The organism is Shinella sp. H4-D48, from assembly GCF_022637395.1.
GTDB lineage: Bacteria > Pseudomonadota > Alphaproteobacteria > Rhizobiales > Rhizobiaceae > Shinella > Shinella sedimenti.
The window spans coordinates 87,860-107,108 of record NZ_CP093339.1 but is presented as its reverse complement, the minus strand read 5'-3'; the positions used below and the strand labels follow the sequence as shown (position 1 = coordinate 107,108).

Sequence of the window (19,249 nt, the reverse complement as noted above, 5' to 3'; positions counted from 1 at the left end):
GCCGCGTGTCCGCCACTGGCGCGGACGTCATCGGGTGGATGTGCCATGCGCTTCGGCAGCTTTCCCCTCGTCCCTCTTGATCCGTCGGGACGCGAGCTGGAAGCGATAAAAACAACCTATAAACGCTGGAATTCGAGCATATTCATATATGACACAGAGCAGCAGTTGTAATTGTTCGCCAAATTGCCCAGCGACTCAACTCATAATAAGCTTAACAAGACCTTAAGCATTTTTGTCAAGTATTAGCCGGCAGATCCCGGGGTAGAGGCGCGACCGATTGTAGTCGGTTCATAACGCGAACGATCATGTTCACCCTGTCTTTCGCGTCTGTTCCCCCTATCCACGGAAAGTACTATGTCGCTTTTGCAAAACCTGCGGATCAGAACAAAGGTCCTGTCCCTCGTCCTCCCTGCCTGTCTTATCGGTATAGGTGGAACCCTCTATGTCTCGGGCAAATTCAAATCTGCGGATACCGAGTATTCCGATTTCGTCAGCAATGACGGGAACGCCGAGATAGACATGGCGATTGCCAGCCAGCGTCTCGTTGCGATCGTCTATGACGCATATCAGGTGTTTCTCTACGACGCCGGAACTGACGGCATGAAAAGAGCGGAGAGTGACTACGCCGCCAGCAAGACCAGGCTCAACCAGCTGATTGATAACGCGCGGACACTGATGCCGGCGGACCGTGAGGTGCTGACGTCGCTGCAGGATCAAGCCAACACCGTCATCGAAATCACAGATAAGGCCGTTTCTGCAGGGTCGTCCGACCGGAACGAGGAGGCCAAAGCACTTCTCATGCAAGCCGACGAGAAGGCGGCGCAGACAATTAAAGCGATGCGGACATGGATTAACAATACGAGTGACTCTCTGAAGAAGAAATCAGAGGTTCTTTCTGAAAAAACCAACAATACGATCCTCTACACTCTTCTGGCATTGGCTGTTGTTTTCTCGTCCCTGTTGCTTCTTGCCGTGGTCGTTACGAAACGCGAGATTTCATCGCCGATCGAGCGGCTTCGTCTTAGAATGATGTCGCTGGCCGCCGGTCAGGTGGATGAGGCCGTGCCGGGTGCTGACCGCCGCGACGAGCTCGGAAGCATGGCTTCTGCGGTCTCTGTCTTCCGGGAGAATGCCATTGAAAAGGATCGTCTCGAAAGACAGAGCGAGGCTGACAGAACGCTTTCCGAACACGAGAGACTGGAGCGGGAGAAACAGAAGGCCGCCGACGCCGCCAACACCAAGTTTGCGGTCGATTCCCTTCGAGATGGCCTGGAGGCTCTCGCGAATGGCAACGTCTCTCACCGCATCCTGACACCCTTCACCGGAACGCTCGACGAACTGCGTTCAAACTTCAACAGTTCCGTGGAGAGGCTTCATTCCGTGCTTCGCTCGGTTGGGCAAAATGCGGAAGGGATCGACGCGGGTGCGAACGAGATTCGGGCGGCTGCCGACGATCTTTCGAGGCGCACCGAACAACAGGCAGCCTCCGTCGAGGAAACGGCAGCAGCGCTGGAACAGATCACAACGACGGTGAAGGATTCAGCCAAGCGTGCGGACGATGCCGGTCGGCTCGTGTCGAAGGCACGAACAGGTGCCGAACAGTCTGGTGCGTTGATGCAGAATGCCGTCGAAGCGATGATGGCGATTGAGAAATCTTCGGGCGAGATGGGTAACATCATCTCCGTTATCGATGAGATCGCGTTCCAGACCAATCTCCTGGCGTTGAATGCGGGTGTAGAAGCGGCCCGCGCCGGCGAAGCGGGAAAAGGCTTTGCGGTGGTCGCTCAGGAGGTTCGAGAGCTTGCCCAACGCTCGGCAAACGCCGCCAAGGAAATCAAGGCCTTGATCGCCGCCTCCGGCTCTCAAGTTCAAACAGGCGTTGACCTGGTAAAGCAGACCGGTGCCTCGCTCGAAACGATCGTCGCTGAAGTTCGGGAAATCAGCCTGCACGTCCACGCCATCGTGGAATCGTCTCGGGAGCAGGCGACCGGCCTTCAGGAGATCAACACCGCCGTCAACGTCATGGACCAGGGCACGCAGCAGAATGCGGCAATGGTCGAGCAGTCGACGGCGGCGAGCCATGGTCTCGCCCGGGAAGCCGCTGCGCTCAATCAACTCCTGGCGCAGTTCAACCTGAGCGGTGCAAAAGGCCCAGAAAGCATCGTCCGGACGATGCGGGCTGCATAGAAGCCGGAAGATGATGCCGCGTCACACGGCTCGGCATCTCGAAGACAAACGAATGAAAAGGACTGCCTGAGGGCGCATATGGTCGTTCGGATCCTTCCACCCGCACCGACCACCCTGCGCAGAACACCTAGCGCGGCCTGCCCGGCGGCAGGCCGCGATCGGCTCAATGGGCGAGCATTTCCTCAAGGATCTGCTTGCCGTCCAGATTGGCCGGATAATAGGTCGGCCAATTCGTCAGTTCCTTCAGCACCGCAGCGCGATCATTGCCCCAGTAGAGATGGTAGTGGCCTGCCTTCTGGGGGGCGATGATGTGGTCGCTGAACTGAATGAAGGATGGTGCTGCCTCGTCACCCCCTACCTTCTTGAAAATGAAGCGAACGCCGCGATTGCCCTTCTCGTAGGTCAGGATTTCGTGGCCAACGGTTTCATAGTCGCCGCTAACCGGCGTCTCGCCACGGAAGAAGGTCACCTTCGGTCCGGCGATCAGGATGCGGTCGACATCGGTTTTGTAGCCAACCTCGTAATAGGCCCGGTAATCCGCGGCACTCTTGTCGCCATGCTTGGCCTTGTCGGCCATGACCGGGTCGAGCGTTCCGTCGACGAGATAGGGATAGACCGACTGCCAGTCGCCTTCCCAGTCCGAAAGCGGACGCGCCTGCACCTGATCGTCCTCGAAGTAGCCGTTATGGACCTTTTTCTGTGCCTCGTCGGCATGGCTATGGCTATGTTTGTGCTCCGACGCGGCATGGGCGCTGGCCAGTCCCGCAAGGCCCAGCGCTGCAGATATCGCCAATACGTGGCCGAGCCTTCTCATCACCTTGGTCATTGCCTCTTCCTTTCAATTGTCCCGTTCGGCAGTCAACACCAAACCGATATGTAATAACGTTACACATATCGATTAACCCGCCTGGAAGTCGCGTGCAAGGTCAAAAATGCATTGAATTTTTACCCATCCTCCGTCCCGCACATCAGGCTGGCGCTAGCTTGCGCGGGATAAATGAGCACAGACTGCGGTTGAAGCGGCGGCTTTCGGCGGGCGCGCGAAGAGAGAAACGAGATGAGCGAGATTCAGAACAAGGCTGTCGCCCTTACCATGCAGAATGAAGGCGACATCTCCTCTCAATCACCCGCCGGACGGGCTCTTCCTTATCTCGAAAGCGCTCTCAACCTTTATTTCGCGCTGGGCGGCGATCCGGCGCAGGCCGTGGTTCTTGCCGGAGCCCAAAGGCCGCAGAAGCCTAGAGTTGATGCTTCCGTCGCCGATGTGATGGTGGAAATCGCAGTCGCCAGCCATCTTAGCGATATCGATATGATCCAGGCCACCTACAATCGCCTGGATTTCGAACTGACGTCCCTGCCCCGCCACAAATAGGCAAGCGGCACCAAACCCAGTTCATTCCGTCTCAACCGGTGAACGCACCGTTCTCGCCAGCGGCCTTTTCAAGCGGGCGGCGATCACCCATCTTGCGGATCAACTTCCCAGAAACGGACGCATGGCGTCGAGGCGAACTCACATGAAGAAAATCGGTTTTCTCTCCTTCGGACACTGGACCCCTTCCCCCCAATCACAGACCCGTTCGGCCGGCGATACGTTGCTGCAATCGATCGATCTGGCGGTCGCGGCGGAAGAACTGGGCGCCGACGGTGCGTATTACAGGGTACACCACTTCGCGCGGCAGCTCGCTTCGCCCTTCCCGCTGCTGGCAGCCGTCGGTGCACGGACCAAAAGCATCGATATCGGCACGGCCGTCATCGACATGCGCTATGAAAACCCGCTCTACATGGCCGAGGATGCCGGTTCGGCCGACCTCATCTCGCAAGGCCGCCTTCAGCTCGGCATCAGTCGCGGCTCGCCCGAACAGGTCATCGATGGCTGGCGCCATTTCGGTTATGCGCCGGCGGAAGGTACGAGCGATGCCGATATGGGCCGGCAGCACGCCGAGGTGTTCCTCGAGGTGCTGAAAGGAGAAGGCTTTGCCCAGCCGAACCCGCGCCCGATGTTTCCCAACCCGCCGGGCCTGCTGCGGCTTGAACCGCATTCGGAAGGCCTGCGCGAACGCATCTGGTGGGGCGCCGGCTCCAACGCCACAGCCGTCTGGGCTGCCAAGCAGGGCATGAACCTGCAAAGCTCCACGCTGAAGGACGACGAAACCGGCGAACCCTTTCATATTCAGCAGGCCGCACAGATCCGCGCCTATCGCGAAGCCTGGAAGGAAGCCGGCCATACGCGCACGCCGCGCGTTTCGGTCAGCCGCAGCATCTTCGCCCTGGTCGATGACCGCGACCGCGCCTATTTCGGCCGCGGCGGCAAGGAAGAGGATTCCGTCGGTTTCATCGACGACAAGACACGCGCGATCTTCGGCCGCTCCTATGCCGATGAGCCGGACAGGCTGATCGACCAGCTGGCCGCCGACGAGGGCATCCGGGAAGCCGACACGTTGCTTTTGACCGTTCCGAACCAGCTTGGGGTCGATTACAACGCGCATGTCATCGAATCCATCCTGAAACACGTCGCACCGGCGCTTGGCTGGCGGTGAAAACGCACCGGGCGGGGGCAATTGCGGCCATCCGCCCGGTAAACCTGGATTTTTCACGCCCTTGCCCGTCACGCCTGCGACCGTTCGAGCGCCTGAAGCATCGGATAGACGCTGAAGGCCGCACGCCCCGCCTTCTCGGTTAGGTTTCGCAGATAGCCCCCGGGCGAGCGGACGGCCTCGCCCCGTTCAAGCAGCACCGCAATCACCACGGCCGCCGCTTGCTCACCCATCGCTGCCTTCGCCTTGCGCCATGCATCGGGTGAAATGCCGAGCATCGACCGCGCGAGATCCGCCGCAGCCAGGAAATCGCCCCATGACCGGATGCCGTCCTTCGTGTAGTCGGCGATTTGCGGGCATATACGCATCAATCTGTCGAGGCTGACCGCCATCTTTTGCTCTGGCGCCTTGCCTTTGGAGATTGCGGCTTCGCCCGTTTTAGTTTCCCAGCCGCTTATTTCAAAAGATGAGTCTGTATTTGAATTCTGTATATGGTGCTCATCTTGAAGGTCATTGCCGCTCATTTCTTGTTCGGAAAGACTTGAAAGATATGTGTTTTCCACCTCAGCACGCAGCGTTATCAATTCATCGCGCCGCCGCGCCAGGAGGTCGGGAGCCGAGCGGCGGCCAAGGCCGGCGGTGGCCGTGGCCAGACGGGCCGTGAAATCGAGCCAGTCTCCCGCCCTGCCCTCTTCCAGAGCGCAGGCGATGATCTTGGCGATGTCACGTTGGTGCAGCGTCACCTCGCCCCGCAGCGCCCGTATGGCCCTGTCCTCGGCGCGTGCGGCTTCCGCTGCCTCAAGGATTTCGGTGGCCCGCAGCGCGAGCGGCGCGAGATCGAAGCCGAAGGCGTCTTCCATAACGCCGTTGTCGTCACGCCGGCAGAAGCGCTTGCCATTGGCGCTGTCGCGGCGGAAGATCATGCCGGCCTCGACCAGCGCTGCCAGGTGACGGCGGATTGTCGCCGGCGCCATGCCGCGCGTGCGCACCGACAACTCGCGATTGGATGGGAACACGATGATCGGTGCCGACCCGTCGAGCTCCCGCGTCGTGGTAAAAGAAACGAGCGCTTCCAGCACGCTGATCGTGCGATCGCCGATGCCATAGGCCGCGCGGGCCTCGGTCAGGGCGCGCATCAGCTGCCACTTGTCGGCTCGGCCGGTATCGTTACCGCCCTTTCCGGCTCGCAGCTTTTCCTGCCGCCCCGCCATTTCGCGCTGTCTCTGGAATTGGCGCGCACTCATTCGTCCGCCGCCGAAAGGCGTCGTTGCAATATGCTCCATCATTCGGGTCCCCTTTCCGAGGCAAGGAGGTCCCGTCGACGCCATCCATCCGCCCTGCCGCGTGATCGAGCGGGGTTTCCGCTCCTGCGACAGGTCATTTGGCAGACAAAGTTTCACCATCGCACGACGCTAGCGTCGCACGACTCTTGACTTTGACTGTAGGAAGTGATTCTCTCGAATTGCTACATAGAAGAGGGCTTCCGAAATGGTGACGTTTTGGGGGCCTTTTTTCTTGTCTCCGCGCTTCCTTTCGCTGGTTTCTCAGGCGTTCTCCAGCCGCTCACGCGGCCGAATCACAGAATTGTCGGTCAGGTCTTCCCCGCCTTCGCGTCTTTGCGCGCGGCAAGAAAGTCTGCGTAATCGTCCTTCATCCGGGCTGTTACAGCCTCAATGAAGGCGGGATCCACTTCCGGTGCAAAGGCAATGCGTACGGCCTTGCCCTTGCGTTCGACCCGGGCGAGTACACCGCCGTCCGGACGGGTGATCGCCTCGACCGCAGCCGCTGCCTTGGGCGCGCGGCGCATCAGCCGGTCGAACAGCATCTGAAAACGCTCGTCGCTCGTTGCCAGGCGGAAGCGTTCGGAATGGACTTCGTCCTCCGATTTCTCGATCTCCGCGCCATTGCCGTTCTCGAAGAGCGCGCCGAGCGCCATCCAGCGTTCGCGGCCGGCCTTTGGCGCCGGCCCGATTTCGCGCACGAAGCGGAAGGGCACGGCTTCTGCGACCTGCAGCAGGCGCGACAGTTCGCTCTTCTGTACGGCCAGCGCATCGCAGACGAGCTTGCGCTCGAAACCCCGCCCGACGAGCGTATGCGCAAACAGCGCGCGCTCGATGAAGCTCAGATTGCGTCGTTCGGCATTTTCCTTGCCCTGTGCCAGAACGAGTTCGTCATCGCTCAGCGTCTTGACGATCGCCTTTACGGGCTGGCCAAGGCGACGGGCTGCGCGCAGGCGGCGGTGGCCATAGGCGACCTGATAACGGTCCCCCTCCCCTGCCCCGGCATTTCCAGTAGGGGAGGGGCGCACCAGGATCGGTACCTGCTGCCCGCTTTCGCGGATGCTTTCGACGAGTGAGAGGAAATCCGGATCGTCGCGTTCCTCGTCGCTGAGGCGGTCATTGATGAAGGAGACGTCGATCTTGTCTGTATCGAGCGAAACGATGCGCTCGCCGTCCTGCAACGCCTGGCGCAGCGCCCGCGCCTCCTCCGCCTCGCGAGTAATCGAGGTCAGCGTCAGGCCCATCGCCTTGACGGCGCCGGAGGACGCCCGCACCGGGGCAGCGGCCGGTTCGTTTGCTGTCGGCACGGACTTCGTTTCGGGCGCTGCCTCTCCGGTCGGCACGATATCGCCGCCGAACAGCGCCTTGATGGAATTCTTGCGATCGCGCCCCGCCATCATGTGCGCCCCCATGCAGTATGAATCAGCTGTTCGATCTCGTTGTTGACGGCATCCAGTGCGTCCATCGCGCGATCATAAGTGCCGCGGGAGAAGTTCTCGCGCCCGACTTCGTAAAGCGTCTGCTTCGTCAGGCCGGCATCCGAGACGGCGGTGGATTTCAGCATCGGTGCCGTCAGAACACGGCTGCCGAAGAGCGAACGGAGAAACCCGACGATCTGTGCCTGCGGCCCGTCATGCGGTTCATAGCGCGTTACGAGATAGCGCAGGAAATCGAAATTGAGCTGCCCGCCCGCCTCGCGCACCACGCCAAGCAGATCCGCCGTCATGAAGAGGAACTGGCTCATGGAGGCGACATCCAGCATCTGCGGATGCACCGTCACGATGACCGACGTCGAGGCGCAGAGTGCTGACAGCGTAAGATAGCCGAGCTGCGGCGGGCAATCGATGACAACAACGTCATAGTCATCCGCAACCGTGGCAAGGGCTGCCTGGACGCGGGTGAAGAACAGGCCATGGGCGTCGCCGGGGCGTCGCTCGGCAAGCGCGCGCGGCGTTGAGTGCTCGAACTCCTGGAGTTCGAGATTGCCGGGCACCAGATCCAGATTGTGGAAGTAGGTCTTGCGAACGATATCCGAAAGCGGCCGTGCCTCGTCATCGTAGCGGATCGCGCCGTAGATCGTGTCATTGCCGACAAGGTCGAGTTCCGGCTGGTAACCGAAGAGCGCCGAAAGCGAGGCCTGCGGGTCGAGATCGATCGCCAGAACGCGATGGCCGGTCATGGCCAGGTGCTGGGCGAGGTGGACCGCCGAGGTCGTCTTGCCCGAGCCGCCCTTGAAATTGGTGACGGAGATGACCTGCAGGTGCTCGCCTCGCGCCTCGTCACGCCATTTCAGATAGGAGCGGGCCTTGGCGGCATTGCCCTTGGCGCGCGCCTGCTCGGCGAGGTGATGACGCAGCGCATCGATATCGGCGAGCGAATACATGCGACGGCCGCCGGGGCCGGTTGCCAGTTCCGGTCCCTCGCCCGCCAACGAGATCTGCCGGAGATAACCGTCGGATACGCCGATCAGCCGCGCGGCTTCCCCCGAAGTGAAGCTGCGCAACGACTTCCGCGATGTCGGCGAAAACAGTCGGTCGCGCATTGCCTGGAGCTGCACGGAGAGCGCCTGCGCATCTTCCGCAATGGTTTCGTCCGCCGGGCGAAGCGTCGGCGTCTGTTCTCCCATGGCTGTATCCGACGGCAGGGCCATCAATGTCTCCGATCGTTTCCCGGTCTCGCTAGCGCCTCATGCACTGCGGACCGTCATGCTATTATCTCCCGATTCTCGACACCGTGGATATGCGACGTCTTGAAAATCTACAGATGCATTTAGCAGTTACGGCGAACTAACCATCCTTCGCCTTATTCCGTTAGGCACGCTGGGCCATGCTGCGAGTCGCGTCAAGCCCTTTCTGATTATGGGAAATGGCAATGCACAGGCAAAGAAACGCTGGAAAATGAATCGTTTGCGGGCATTTCGGCGTCAGGAACGAGGGCGTCGCCATCATCACGTTGACAGCTGTCAACGACCTTACCCATCAGCGGCATGAATCGATCAGCCCGAATCGATTCAACAAATTCGTTGGACACGATTCCCCGCCACCTTCAACTTCGGCGCATGGAACAAGGCACGTCAAGACACTTCATCCGCTGCGATCCCATGCGCAACATGAACCGCTTCTATCGCTTGACCGTTACACGCGACCTGCTGGGACAGACCTTGCTCATCCGCGAATGGGGACGGGTCGGTGTCTACGCCCGCCGCCGTTCAGACGAGAAGACAGGGCTGGCGGAAGCCGTGCGCGACGCGGCAGCGCTCGCGGCGCGGAAGATGAAGCGTGGCTATGTGCCGGTCGCTGAGTGATGAGTTGATCGTTGACAGCTGTCAACGCGTCAACGATCTGCAGTTCGACGATGTAGACGACAGCACTGCCAGTGCCGACCCGCTTGATCCATGCACTGGCCTCCATGAACTTTGCCGCAAAAGGACTGGACATAGACTCCATACTCTTTCATTACAGGGACATCGCTGCTTCGAGGTTGATCGCGCACTCTCGACGCCCAGCCGGTGGACGCTGTCCATGCCAGTTTCACCTGCGCTAGCGGCAACACAAAGTCTTCTCACGAAACACCCCAGACAATTTGAAGCGGAATTCCGCTCGAACTACGATTTTCGTGCGGAATTCCGCTTCTTTCGTTCAGCGTTTCATGATAGACAGCGGACTTTCTGACATCGAGGTCCGCATGAAAACGCCGATTGCCGAAAATCTCGGCGCGCAGCTCCGGCAGGCCCGGACCGGCCGCAGCATGACCCAGCCGGACCTTGCCGCACGGCTCGGGCGTGATCGCGCCCGCATTTCAGAACTGGAACGCGATCTGCTTCAGGGGCGTATCGGCCGTGATCGGTTGGCGTTGCTGCTCGACATCTGCGACGCACTCGACCTCGTGCCCATGCTGGTGCCGGTCGAAAAACTTTCTGCCGTGCAGAGCGCGTTGCGGCAAGGGGAGGGGAGGGTTCTGTCATCCAGCCCGACCTCCACCGCTTTCGACGATGTGTTCGTCGATCTCTCGGGCGAGGATGAGTGATGGCCGGCGCGGCGATGCTCGCGATTCACATCACCGATCCGCAGGGCCACCTGTGGCGCGTCGGCACGCTGTCGCGCGACGGGGGAGGGGCAACCGCCTTTACAATAGATGAGGCGTTCCTGCGTGATCCCGCGCGACCGGTCGTCAGTCTTGGATGGGTGGTTCCTGGTGATGAGGAGGCCACCCGACAACGCCTTACCGGTCGTGGCGACAAGATCGGCCTCAACGGGCATCTGCCGCCATGGTTTGCGGGCCTGCTGCCGGAAGGCGCGCTCCGCGAGCTCGTCATGGCCGAAATGGGGCCGGGCCGGCACGACCAGTTCGATCTCCTGACACGGCTGGGCGGCGACCTGCCGGGCGCGCTCATCGTCACGCCGGAGACGACGCCACCTTCCACCGCCGGGCCGCTTCATCTCGAACGCCTCGGCGGGCTGGATCTGCCGCGGCCGGAAGGGCTGGTCAAATTCTCGCTCGCCGGCGTGCAGCTCAAGTTTTCGGCTACCGACAATCACGGCCGCCTCACCGTGCCCGCGCGGGCAGGGGAGGGGAGGGCGATCCTCAAGGTACCCACGGCGCGGTATCGCGCGTTGCCGGAAGCGGAATTCGCCGCCATGTCGCTCTGCCGCATGATTGGTGTTCACACCGCCGACTGCCGTCTCGTGCCGGTCAGTGCGATCGACGGTATTCCATCGGCTTTGCTGGAGGGTGGCGCGCAGGCCCTTGCGGTCGACCGGTTCGACCGGCCGGGGGAGGGCAGGCGGCTGCATATCGAGGATGCGGCACAGATCGTGGGCGCCGTCGGCGAGCGCAAATACACGATGGCGACCTACGAGACGATCCTCAACATGATCCGCCGCTTCTCCACGGACTGGCGCGCCGACGTGATGGAAGGTTTGCGCCGCATCGTCGCCGACGTTCTGATCGGCAATGGCGACAACCACCTGAAGAACTGGTCATTCCTGTTTCCGTCGGAAGGCATCGTCCGGTTGTCGCCGGCCTATGACATCGTTCCGACCGTGCTGTTTTCACCTGCCGATGGATTGGCGCTGCGCTTCGTCGGGACGCACAGCTTCGAGAAAGTCAATCTTCGCCGCTTCCGTCGCGTGGCCGAATTCCTCGGTCTTGATGCCGACTGGATCGAACGGGAGGTGAGGGCAACCGTGCGGACGGCGCTTGAACGATGGCCGCAAGAAGCCCCACACCTGCTCGGCAAAGAACGCGGAGATCGCCTCATCGCCCACCTGGACACGCTGGCTTTGGTGCAGGAGATAAAGGGTTAGGGCAGGGGGCTTCAGGCAAAAAAAATGGGCCGGCGAGTTGCGCGGCCCATGAAGTGTGAAGGTTCAAAAAACCTCCAGAGGGGAACAGCTGATGCGGCGGCACTGGGAGGAAAAAGCCGCCGTGTGCATCAACTGCGAGCACTATGCCCCTTTTTTGACCAGATGGAAAACATTTATTGTGCAATGCAGCTATGCACGGGCCGCGTTGCTCCCACACTGTCGAACGATTGCGAAAAATCAGCCCGATATTTGCCACAGACGGGGCTAGGATGCGGCGCCGTAACATCAGCGCGGGCTTGAGCATGTCGGACAAAACAGGTGTGGTTGCAGAGGACACGTCGTCTCGGCTCGTTGTGCTGTTTCTCACATACAGACTTTATATCCTCGGTGCGGCCAGTCTATGCGTTTTCGCGCTCGTGGCATTCGCGTTGTATCGGCTGACGGCGGAGGTGCGCTATGACGAGGTGCTCGCCGCGCTTTCGGCCACCTCGTGGAGCGCGATGGCGCTTGCCGCATTGTTCACCGGCCTCAGCTTCTTCGCGCTCATCCTTTACGACGTGAACGCGCTGGACCACGTCGGGCGCAAGGCGCCATTCCCCTCCGTCGCCGTTACCGCCTTCATGGCGTATGCGGTCGGCAATACCGTGGGTTTCGGCCCGCTCAGCGGCGGGGCCATCCGCTTTCGCGCCTATTCCAGGCTCGGGCTGACGCCGGGCGAGATCGCCCGCATCATCGCCTTCGTCACGCTCTCCTTCGGCCTCGGGCTGCTTGGCGTCAGCGCCCTTGCCACGCTTGCCGTTGCACCCCGCGTTGCCGGCATCATCGGCGTGGATGCGGTCTGGCTGCGGGTCATCGCCGGCGCGGTCGTGGCCGGGCTGGCCGCAGTCTTCTATATCGGCCGCAACGGCCGGGTGCTGAATATCAAGGGAATTCGGCTGCGTCTGCCCGACAGCGGCACCGCCTCGCGCCAGTTTCTTGTGTCCGCGCTCGATATCGCCGCAGCGGCCTCCGTGCTCTATGTGCTTCTGCCGGAAACCCATGTCGGCTGGCCGACCTTCCTCGCGATCTATGCGGTGGCCATCGGTTTCGGCGTGCTCAGCCATGTCCCGGCCGGGCTCGGGGTGTTCGAAGCCGTGATCATGGCGGGCCTGTCGAACGCCATCGGCATCGACCAGCTGCTCGGCAGCCTCGTGCTCTACCGCCTGATCTACTATGTGCTGCCGCTGCTTCTGGCCACGCTCCTGCTGCTCCTGACCGAAATGCGCCAGCTCGCGCTGCGGCCCGGCGTTGCCGAGGCCGCCCAGCTTGCCGGAAAGCTCGCCCCGGCGTTGATCGCCACGCTGTCGCTACTGCTGGGCGCCATGCTGATCTTCTCGAGCGTGGTACCGACACCCGATACCGATCTGGACTTCCTGTCCGGTTACCTGCCGCTGCCGATCGTCGAGGGTGCGCATTTCCTCTCGAGCCTTATCGGCCTGCTTCTGATCGTGGCTGCACGCGGACTTGGCCAGCGGCTCGACGGTGCTTGGTGGGTCGCGCTCGCTGGCGCTGCTGTTGCCTTCGCCTTCGCCTTCCTGAAGGCCATCGCGGTCTTCGAGGCGGCCCTCCTGGCGCTGTTCATCGTCGCGCTGCTTGCCAATGCGCGCGCCTTCGACCGGCACAGTTCGCTGCTGCGCCAGGCGCTCGGCCCATCCTGGCTGATGGCCATCGCCGTCATCCTTGTCACGGCGACCTTCATCCTGTTCTTCGTCTATCGCGACACGAATTATGCGCATGACCTCTGGTGGCAGTTCGAGTTCTCGGAAGAGGCGCCCCGCGGATTGCGCGCGTTGCTTGGCCTCGCCATCGCGGCATCGACACTGGCGCTTTCCAGCCTGCTGCGACCGGCACATTACCGAACGCAGGGGCCGACGCCGGAGGAGCTGAAGCAGGCCGTGGCCGTGACGATGCAGCAGGATGTGGCGGATGCCAATCTGGTGCGCATGGGTGACAAGCGGCTGATGTTTTCCCCCTCCGGCCGCTCCTACATCATGTACGGCATCCACGGCCGTTCCTGGATCGCACTGGCGGATCCGATCGGCGCGGAGGAAGAATTTCCCGAACTCGTCTGGCAATTCGTCGGCGCGGCGAGGGCGGGCGGAGGGCGCGCCGCCTTCTACCAGATTTCGCCCGCTTTGCTCGGCGCCTGCGCGGATGTGGGCCTTCGGGCCTTCAAGCTCGGCGAGCTCGCCACAATCGACCTTGCGGAATTCGAGCTCAAGGGCAGCCGTTTCGCCAATCTGCGCCAGTCGTATAACCGCGGCCTTCGCGACGGGCTGACATTCAGCGTCGTCCCGCCGGGCGATATCGCGCCGATCCTCGACGATCTTCGTGCCGTGTCCGATGGCTGGCTCGACCATCACAACGCCAAGGAAAAGACCTTCTCGCTCGGCGCCTTCGATGACGATTACGTGCTGTCCCAGCCCGTTGCGGTCGTTCGGCTCGCCGAGAGCATCGTGGCCTTTGCGACGCTCATGGTGACGGATACGAAAGCCGAGGCGACGGTCGATCTCATGCGCTTTGCGCCGGATGCGCCCAAGGGCACGATGGATTTCCTGTTCGCCAGCATTCTCGACTATCTGCGCAACGAAAAATATGCCCAGTTCAACCTCGGCATGGCGCCGTTGTCGGGCATGGCGCGGCGCGAGGCGGCCCCCGTATGGGACCGCGTCGGCGGCGCGCTTTTCGAACACGGCGAGCGCTTCTACAATTTCAAGGGCTTGCGGGCCTTCAAATCGAAGTTTCATCCCCGCTGGGAACCGCGCTATCTTGCGGTTTCCAATGGCACGGGGGCGGCGCTGGCCCTGATGGACGTGACCTTTCTGATCGGCGGCGGCGTCAAAGGAGTAATCTCGAAATGAAGGTTCTGTCCCGTCTTACGGCCGCCGCGCTGCTCGCCGGCCTCCTGCCGTGCGCAGCCATGGCGCAGAGCTTCGACACAGGCATGATCCCCGCCGATCATATCACCATGCCAGACGGTGCGCCTGAGGCGAGCGTGTTCCTGATCTCCGGCAAGGACGGCTGGGGCGAGCAGGAGGACAAGCAGGCTGCGGACCTGGCCGCGAAGGGCGCGGCCGTCGTCGGCATCGACCTGCCGACCTACCTCAAGACGCTCGCCGCGGATACCGGCGACTGCGTCTACATGATCTCCGACGTGGAATCGCTGGCCCACCAGACCCAGCGCGCCGGCGGGGCGACACAGTACAATCCGCCCATCGTCGCGGGCATCGGGGAAGGGGGTGCCCTGGCCCTCGCCATGATCGCCCAGAGCCCCGCCGCCACGCTCGACCAGGCTATTGCCGTCGATCCGGAAGCAGGTATCGCGCTGGACAAGGTGCTCTGCACCCCCGCCAGCAAGACGAAGGCGGGAGACCGCACACTCTATGGTCTGACCGACGGGCCGCTGCCGGCGCCGGTGACGGTGCTTTTCACCACCGCCGCCCCGCAGGCCGGCCGCGACCATGTGATGACGCTGCAGGCTTCGCATCCCGATATCGAGGTGCGCGACGAGACGGCAAGCGCCGCCGATGCGCTTTCGCAGGCGCTGGCCGACCGGGTGGATGCCGCCGCCGACACAGAAACGCCCCTTGGCCTGCCGCTCAGCATCCTCAAGGCGACGCCGGCCTATGACACGATGGCTGTGGTCTACTCCGGTGACGGCGGGTGGCGCGACATCGACAAGCAGGTGGCCGGCGCGCTGCAAGAGCGCGGCATTCCCGTCGTCGGCGTGGATTCGCTGCGCTACTTCTGGTCCGAGCGAAAGCCGCAGGAAACGGCGGACGACCTATCCCGCATCATCGATGCCTTCAGCAAGGAATGGAACGTCAAGCATGTGCTGCTCGTCGGCTACTCCTTCGGCGCCGATGTGCTGCCGGCAACCTACAACCTGCTTCCGGCGGAAGACCGCAAGCGGGTGCCGCAGGTGACGCTGATGGCGCTGTCGCACCAGGTGGACTACGAGATATCGGTGACGGGTTGGCTCGGCGTGGCCGGGGAAGGGGCGGGCGGCGATCCCGTCAAGGACATTGCCAAGATCGACCCCAAGATGGTGCAATGCATTTATGGCAGCGAAGAGGACGACGACCCGTGCCCGACACTGAAGGCCTCGGGCGTGGAATCTATCTCCATCGAGGGAGGGCACCATTTCGACGGCGACTACGAGGCCCTTGCCGGCCGCATCGTGGATGGGTTGAAGAAGCGCCTCGGCGGCTAGGGCAGGATGGCTCCTCCTGTCTCTGCGATCTTGCCCGGACGCCGTCAGGTTGACCTCCATGCCGATCGGTAGGATAGTGACGCGTCACTCTAGGGAGGAGGGATAGCATCGTGAAGATCGTGACCAGCCTGAGTTTCCAGGGCCAGTGCCGGGAGGCGTTCGAGTTCTATGCCGAGGTTCTCGGCGGGACGATCACGGCTGCCATGCCCTATAGCGCCGCGCCACCGGACATGCCCATCAGCGACGAAAAGTACAAGGACTGGCTTATGCATTGCTGGCTGCAGGTCGGCGATCAGGCGTTGATGGGCGCGGACATGGACGTCGCGTGGGCACCGAATGTCGGCAAGCCCAAGAACGGCTTCGACGTGACATTGCACACAACCGACAAGGTCGAGGCGAAGCGCTGGTATGACGCGCTTTGTGACGGCGGGCGGCCGGGCATGCCTTTTGACGAAACCTTCTGGTCCCCCGGCTTTGGCTCGCTGACCGACAAATTCGGCGTGCCGTGGATGATCAACACAATACCGTCCGCCGACTGGAAGCCGAAGCAAGGCTGAGATCTCGCCATTACGACCGACAGCGTGCTCAATCGTGCGGGGCCAGTTGCGAGCGCGCCAGCAGGCGCACGAGCCAGTCGACGAAAACACGGACCTTGTTGCTGAGATGCCGGTTGGGCGGATAGACGACGTAGAGCTGAAGCCGCTCGACCTCCCAGTCGGCCAGCACCGGCACCAGCCGGCCATCTTCCAGCGCCCCGCGCGCCATGAAACGGGCGAGCAGGGCGATGCCCAGCCCCGAAAGCGCGGCTGTGGAATAGCTGCGCGCATCGTTGGTCGATACGGTATATCGGCCGTTGATCTCGATCCTCTCTTCTCCGCGCGTCAGCGCGAAGGGCATGATGCGGTTGTTCTGCGCGAAGAAGTAGTTCACCAGACGGTGGTCGGTTTCGAGCTCCGCCGGATGCTGTGGTGTACCGAAGGCCGCTATGTAGTCGGGCGCCGCGCAGGCCAGGAGGTCGACCTCGCCAACCCGCCGCGCGATAAGCGACGTGTTGCCCGGCGCGCCTGCCCTGAGCGCGCAGTCGACATTCTCCGCGAGATAATCCACCGGCCGGTCGCCGACACCAAGGTCGATGCTGATATCGGGATAGGCCTCGTGGAACTCCTTCAGCGCCGGAATGACCACAAGATCGGCGAAGGCGCCGGACATCTCCACGCGCAGGCGGCCGCTCGGATTGGTGCGCGAATGTGAAAGGCTGCCGTCCAATTCATCGATCTCGGTGATGATCTGGTTGGCCCGCTCATAGTAGAGCGCGCCGTCCGTCGTCACCATCACCCGGCGCGTCGTGCGGTTCAGCAGCTTGGTTTGCAGGTGCGCCTCGAGGTTATGAATGAGATTGCTGACAGTGGCTTTGGGCATTCCCAGGGTATCGGCCGCCCGGGTGAAATTTCCCATCTCGACGACACGAAGGAAAACGCGCATCGCAGAAAGCTGATCCATGGAACATTCCCGCTATGGAAGACATGATTGTTCGAGTTATCGAACAGTGAAATCAATTTTACCACACTTATCTGGGTGCAATGAATAACGATATAAATGGTGAGGGCCCCTCCTATTTCCAACAGGGCCACAGGACAAAATCGATGCCGGTGGAAATAAAGGATATGACGTTCGACAAGGTGGCCTCCGGCCCCGTGTCGGTGCGCGTCTATCAGGGAGCGGAGTACGCCAAGGGCGCACCGGTCCTGCTCTATTTCCATGGCGGCGCGTTCATGCAGTCGGGCCTCACCCATTGCCCGCTCGCCGAATGCATTGCCGGCACCGGCGCCATCGTCGCCGTGCCGAACTATAACGAGGACGGCAGCGTCTTTCCGCAGCCGCTCGAAACCGGCTTTTCCATCTTTTCCTATCTGGCCAAGAAGCGCGCCGGTCTCGGCGACCGCAAGTCGCTTCTGTTGATCGGCGGAGAGGAAGCGGGCGGCAATGTCGCGGCCGGCGTTGCGCTGAAGGCGCGGGATCACTTCGCCGACGAGCTCGACGGCCAGGTCCTGCTGTCGCCGCTGCTCGATCCCTTCATGGCCACCCCATCCTTCCGCAAGGCGGACGCCATCGGCATGCGCAGCCGCTGGGCCGACGGTTGGAGCCACTATCTCAGCGGCGGGGTCTGCCACCCCTATGCCGCACCGTCGATGTGCTCGCGCCTTACGGGCCTTGCACCGGCGCTCATCCTGTCCTCTGAGGACGATCCGCTTCTCGACGAGGGCCTGGGTTATGCCGCAAGCCTCAGCGCGGCGGGCGTCAAGGTTCAGCAGCATGTCCTCCCCGCGGGAACAGGCTGGCCAACGATTTACAGCGGGACACCCGATGGTGCCGGGAACTGGGCAGGCGTCGTCGCCGACCAGTTCTCCGGTTTCGTTCACAATATAAGCACTGCCTGATTTGAATTGAAAACATAACGCGGACCCAAGCCGCACTGGAGAAAACAATGATGTCGAAGCGCAAGCGCTGGGCCCTCACGGGCGCCGGCCTGGGACTGGCTGTGTCTGCTTCTGCCGCAGCCCTGATCTTCCAACTGCCCGCCACCGCCGCCAAGGCCGAGGCGACCGTCTCCGCTGAGGTTCCCGCGGTGCCCGTGACCGTCACGGTTGTCGAGAACCGCGATGTGGTGACATGGCAGGAATTCTCTGGCCGCCTGGAGGCCATCGAACGCGTGCAGGTTCGCTCGCGCGTTTCGGGCGCCATCCAGTCGGTCAACTTCCGTGAGGGTGCGCTGGTGAAGGCTGGCGACCTGCTCTTCACCATCGATCCCCAGCCCTTCCAGACGGCGGTGACGCAGGCGAAGGGCCAGTTCGCCTCCGCCGAGGCCCGGGTTAAACTCGCCAGAACCCAGCTTGAGCGCGGCGAGCGCCTCGCGCAAAGCAACAGTATCTCGCAAAGCGATATCGACCAGCGCCTGAACGCGGTGGCCGAGGCCGAAGCGGCGCTGACTACCGCGCGTGCCACGCTCGATGCCGCTGAGCTCGAGCTCAGCTATACGAATGTACGCGCACCCGTCGCCGGCCGCGTCGGCCGGGTGGAAATCACCACCGGAAACCTCGTGGCGGGCGGCTCGGCTTCCCCGGCGCTGACGACGCTCGTTTCTGTCGATCCGATCTATGCGAGCTTCAATGTCAGCGAGGAAACGGTTGCGGCGGCGCTTGCAGCCCTGCCCGCATCCGAAGGCGCATTGCCGCCGATCGAGCAGATCCCGGTGGAGGTCGGCACCCTCGCCGACGAAGGCACGCCTATCCACGGCAAGCTCCAGCTGATCGGCAACGAGGTGGATGCGGCCAGCGGCACGATTGCCGTGCGCGCCGTGTTCGACAATCCCGGCAATCGCCTGATCCCCGGCCAGTTCGTGCGCATCCGCATGGGCGAGCCGAAGGCCGAGAGCAAGATCCTCGTCAGCGAAAAGGCCGTCGGCACCGACCAGGACAAGAAGTTCGTCTTCGTCGTCGACAAGGAGAACAAGGTCACCTACCGGCCTGTCGTGCTCGGTAGCCTGTCCGGCAACGAGCGTATCGTCGAAAGCGGCCTTGCCGATGGGGACAAAGTGGTCGTCAACGGCCTGCAGCGCGTTCGCCCCGGCGTCGTGGTCGATCCGCAGGAACAGGAAAGCGTCGCCGCCGTGAAGTAACGGCGGCCGGCGGG

Annotated in this window: 16 protein-coding genes; 11 read left to right on the top strand and 5 right to left on the bottom strand. The window is 62.3% G+C overall.

Annotated features, from left to right (window positions below; translation table 11 throughout):
• The first annotated feature begins 354 nt into the window (after positions 1-354).
• Entirely contained in the window at positions 355-2,187 is a 1,833-nt protein-coding gene (locus tag MNR02_RS22945; RefSeq protein WP_305854564.1) for a methyl-accepting chemotaxis protein, read from the top strand.
• Between the two features lie 163 nt (positions 2,188-2,350).
• On the opposite strand, the gene MNR02_RS21610 is transcribed toward MNR02_RS22945, so the two are convergent.
• Positions 2,351-3,013, bottom strand: coding sequence for a metal-binding protein ZinT (locus MNR02_RS21610; RefSeq protein WP_241949802.1), 663 nt, complete (start codon positions 3,011-3,013; stop codon positions 2,351-2,353).
• 231 nt (positions 3,014-3,244) lie between these two features.
• Here MNR02_RS21610 and MNR02_RS21605 point away from each other — a divergent pair, with 231 nt between their 5' ends.
• Both MNR02_RS21605 and MNR02_RS21600 read left to right on the top strand, forming a co-directional pair.
• Positions 3,245-3,559, top strand: coding sequence for a hypothetical protein (locus MNR02_RS21605; RefSeq protein ID WP_241603869.1), 315 nt, complete (start codon positions 3,245-3,247; stop codon positions 3,557-3,559).
• A 142-nt stretch (positions 3,560-3,701) separates the two neighbouring features.
• The gene (locus MNR02_RS21600) at positions 3,702-4,724 is read left to right on the top strand and encodes an LLM class flavin-dependent oxidoreductase (protein WP_241949801.1); all 1,023 of its coding nucleotides are present in this window, start codon (positions 3,702-3,704) and stop codon (positions 4,722-4,724) included.
• Positions 4,725-4,792: 68 nt separating this feature from the next.
• Here the strand turns inward: MNR02_RS21600 and repC are convergent, their stop codons facing one another.
• From repC to repA, 3 genes are all read right to left on the bottom strand, one after another.
• A complete protein-coding gene (repC, locus tag MNR02_RS21595) occupies positions 4,793-6,007 on the bottom strand; it encodes a plasmid replication protein RepC (RefSeq protein ID WP_241949800.1) in 1,215 nt (404 codons plus the stop codon).
• 305 nt (positions 6,008-6,312) lie between these two features.
• Complete coding sequence (repB, locus tag MNR02_RS21590) at positions 6,313-7,398, bottom strand: plasmid partitioning protein RepB (RefSeq protein ID WP_241949872.1); 1,086 nt, start codon at positions 7,396-7,398, stop codon at positions 6,313-6,315.
• Complete coding sequence (repA, locus tag MNR02_RS21585) at positions 7,398-8,651, bottom strand: plasmid partitioning protein RepA (RefSeq protein WP_241949799.1); 1,254 nt, start codon at positions 8,649-8,651, stop codon at positions 7,398-7,400. Before repA ends, repB begins: the two co-directional genes overlap by 1 nt.
• Before the next feature lie 450 nt (positions 8,652-9,101).
• On the opposite strand from repA, the gene MNR02_RS21580 reads away from it, so the two are divergent.
• The 6 genes from MNR02_RS21580 (at position 9,102) to MNR02_RS21555 (ending at position 16,116) form a co-directional block, all read left to right on the top strand.
• Positions 9,102-9,305, top strand: a complete 204-nt coding sequence (locus MNR02_RS21580; RefSeq protein ID WP_241949798.1) for a WGR domain-containing protein — start codon at positions 9,102-9,104, stop codon at positions 9,303-9,305.
• A 380-nt stretch (positions 9,306-9,685) separates the two neighbouring features.
• Entirely contained in the window at positions 9,686-10,027 is a 342-nt protein-coding gene (locus tag MNR02_RS21575; RefSeq protein WP_241949797.1) for a helix-turn-helix transcriptional regulator, read from the top strand.
• Entirely contained in the window at positions 10,027-11,307 is a 1,281-nt protein-coding gene (locus MNR02_RS21570) for a type II toxin-antitoxin system HipA family toxin (RefSeq protein ID WP_241949796.1), read from the top strand. Before MNR02_RS21575 ends, MNR02_RS21570 begins: the two co-directional genes overlap by 1 nt.
• Before the next feature lie 302 nt (positions 11,308-11,609).
• The gene (gene mprF, locus MNR02_RS21565) at positions 11,610-14,207 is read left to right on the top strand and encodes a bifunctional lysylphosphatidylglycerol flippase/synthetase MprF (RefSeq protein ID WP_241949795.1); all 2,598 of its coding nucleotides are present in this window, start codon (positions 11,610-11,612) and stop codon (positions 14,205-14,207) included.
• Entirely contained in the window at positions 14,204-15,559 is a 1,356-nt protein-coding gene (locus MNR02_RS21560; protein WP_305854563.1) for a virulence factor family protein, read from the top strand. Before mprF ends, MNR02_RS21560 begins: the two co-directional genes overlap by 4 nt.
• 110 nt (positions 15,560-15,669) lie before the next feature.
• Positions 15,670-16,116, top strand: a complete 447-nt coding sequence (locus MNR02_RS21555; protein WP_241603889.1) for a VOC family protein — start codon at positions 15,670-15,672, stop codon at positions 16,114-16,116.
• A gap of 28 nt (positions 16,117-16,144) precedes the next feature.
• Here MNR02_RS21555 and MNR02_RS21550 read toward each other — a convergent pair whose 3' ends face one another.
• Positions 16,145-17,059 carry a LysR family transcriptional regulator gene (locus tag MNR02_RS21550; protein WP_241949794.1) on the bottom strand — a complete coding sequence of 305 codons (915 nt, stop codon included), beginning with the start codon at positions 17,057-17,059 and terminating at the stop codon, positions 16,145-16,147.
• Positions 17,060-17,202: 143 nt separating this feature from the next.
• Between MNR02_RS21550 and MNR02_RS21545 the strand changes: the two genes are divergently transcribed.
• Positions 17,203-17,997 (top strand): alpha/beta hydrolase fold domain-containing protein, encoded by a 795-nt coding sequence (locus MNR02_RS21545; protein ID WP_241949793.1) that lies wholly within the window; start codon positions 17,203-17,205, stop codon positions 17,995-17,997.
• A gap of 47 nt (positions 17,998-18,044) precedes the next feature.
• Positions 18,045-19,235, top strand: a complete 1,191-nt coding sequence (locus MNR02_RS21540) for an efflux RND transporter periplasmic adaptor subunit (protein WP_241949792.1) — start codon at positions 18,045-18,047, stop codon at positions 19,233-19,235.
• The last annotated feature ends 14 nt before the right edge of the window (positions 19,236-19,249 follow it).

Excerpts from the sequence above, each read along its gene's own strand:
- MNR02_RS22945 (WP_305854564.1), top strand. The coding sequence starts at position 355 with ATGTCGCTTTTGCAAAACCTGCGGATCAGAACAAAGGTCCTGTCCCTC.
- MNR02_RS21610 (WP_241949802.1), bottom strand. The coding sequence starts at position 3,013 with ATGACCAAGGTGATGAGAAGGCTCGGCCACGTATTGGCGATATCTGCA.
- MNR02_RS21605 (WP_241603869.1), top strand. The coding sequence starts at position 3,245 with ATGAGCGAGATTCAGAACAAGGCTGTCGCCCTTACCATGCAGAATGAA.
- MNR02_RS21600 (WP_241949801.1), top strand. The coding sequence starts at position 3,702 with ATGAAGAAAATCGGTTTTCTCTCCTTCGGACACTGGACCCCTTCCCCC.
- repC (WP_241949800.1), bottom strand. The coding sequence starts at position 6,007 with ATGATGGAGCATATTGCAACGACGCCTTTCGGCGGCGGACGAATGAGT.
- repB (WP_241949872.1), bottom strand. The coding sequence starts at position 7,398 with ATGGCGGGGCGCGATCGCAAGAATTCCATCAAGGCGCTGTTCGGCGGC.
- repA (WP_241949799.1), bottom strand. The coding sequence starts at position 8,651 with ATGGCCCTGCCGTCGGATACAGCCATGGGAGAACAGACGCCGACGCTT.
- MNR02_RS21580 (WP_241949798.1), top strand. The coding sequence starts at position 9,102 with ATGCGCAACATGAACCGCTTCTATCGCTTGACCGTTACACGCGACCTG.
- MNR02_RS21575 (WP_241949797.1), top strand. The coding sequence starts at position 9,686 with ATGAAAACGCCGATTGCCGAAAATCTCGGCGCGCAGCTCCGGCAGGCC.
- MNR02_RS21570 (WP_241949796.1), top strand. The coding sequence starts at position 10,027 with ATGGCCGGCGCGGCGATGCTCGCGATTCACATCACCGATCCGCAGGGC.
- mprF (WP_241949795.1), top strand. The coding sequence starts at position 11,610 with ATGTCGGACAAAACAGGTGTGGTTGCAGAGGACACGTCGTCTCGGCTC.
- MNR02_RS21560 (WP_305854563.1), top strand. The coding sequence starts at position 14,204 with ATGAAGGTTCTGTCCCGTCTTACGGCCGCCGCGCTGCTCGCCGGCCTC.
- MNR02_RS21550 (WP_241949794.1), bottom strand. The coding sequence starts at position 17,059 with ATGGATCAGCTTTCTGCGATGCGCGTTTTCCTTCGTGTCGTCGAGATG.
- MNR02_RS21545 (WP_241949793.1), top strand. The coding sequence starts at position 17,203 with ATGCCGGTGGAAATAAAGGATATGACGTTCGACAAGGTGGCCTCCGGC.
- MNR02_RS21540 (WP_241949792.1), top strand. The coding sequence starts at position 18,045 with ATGATGTCGAAGCGCAAGCGCTGGGCCCTCACGGGCGCCGGCCTGGGA.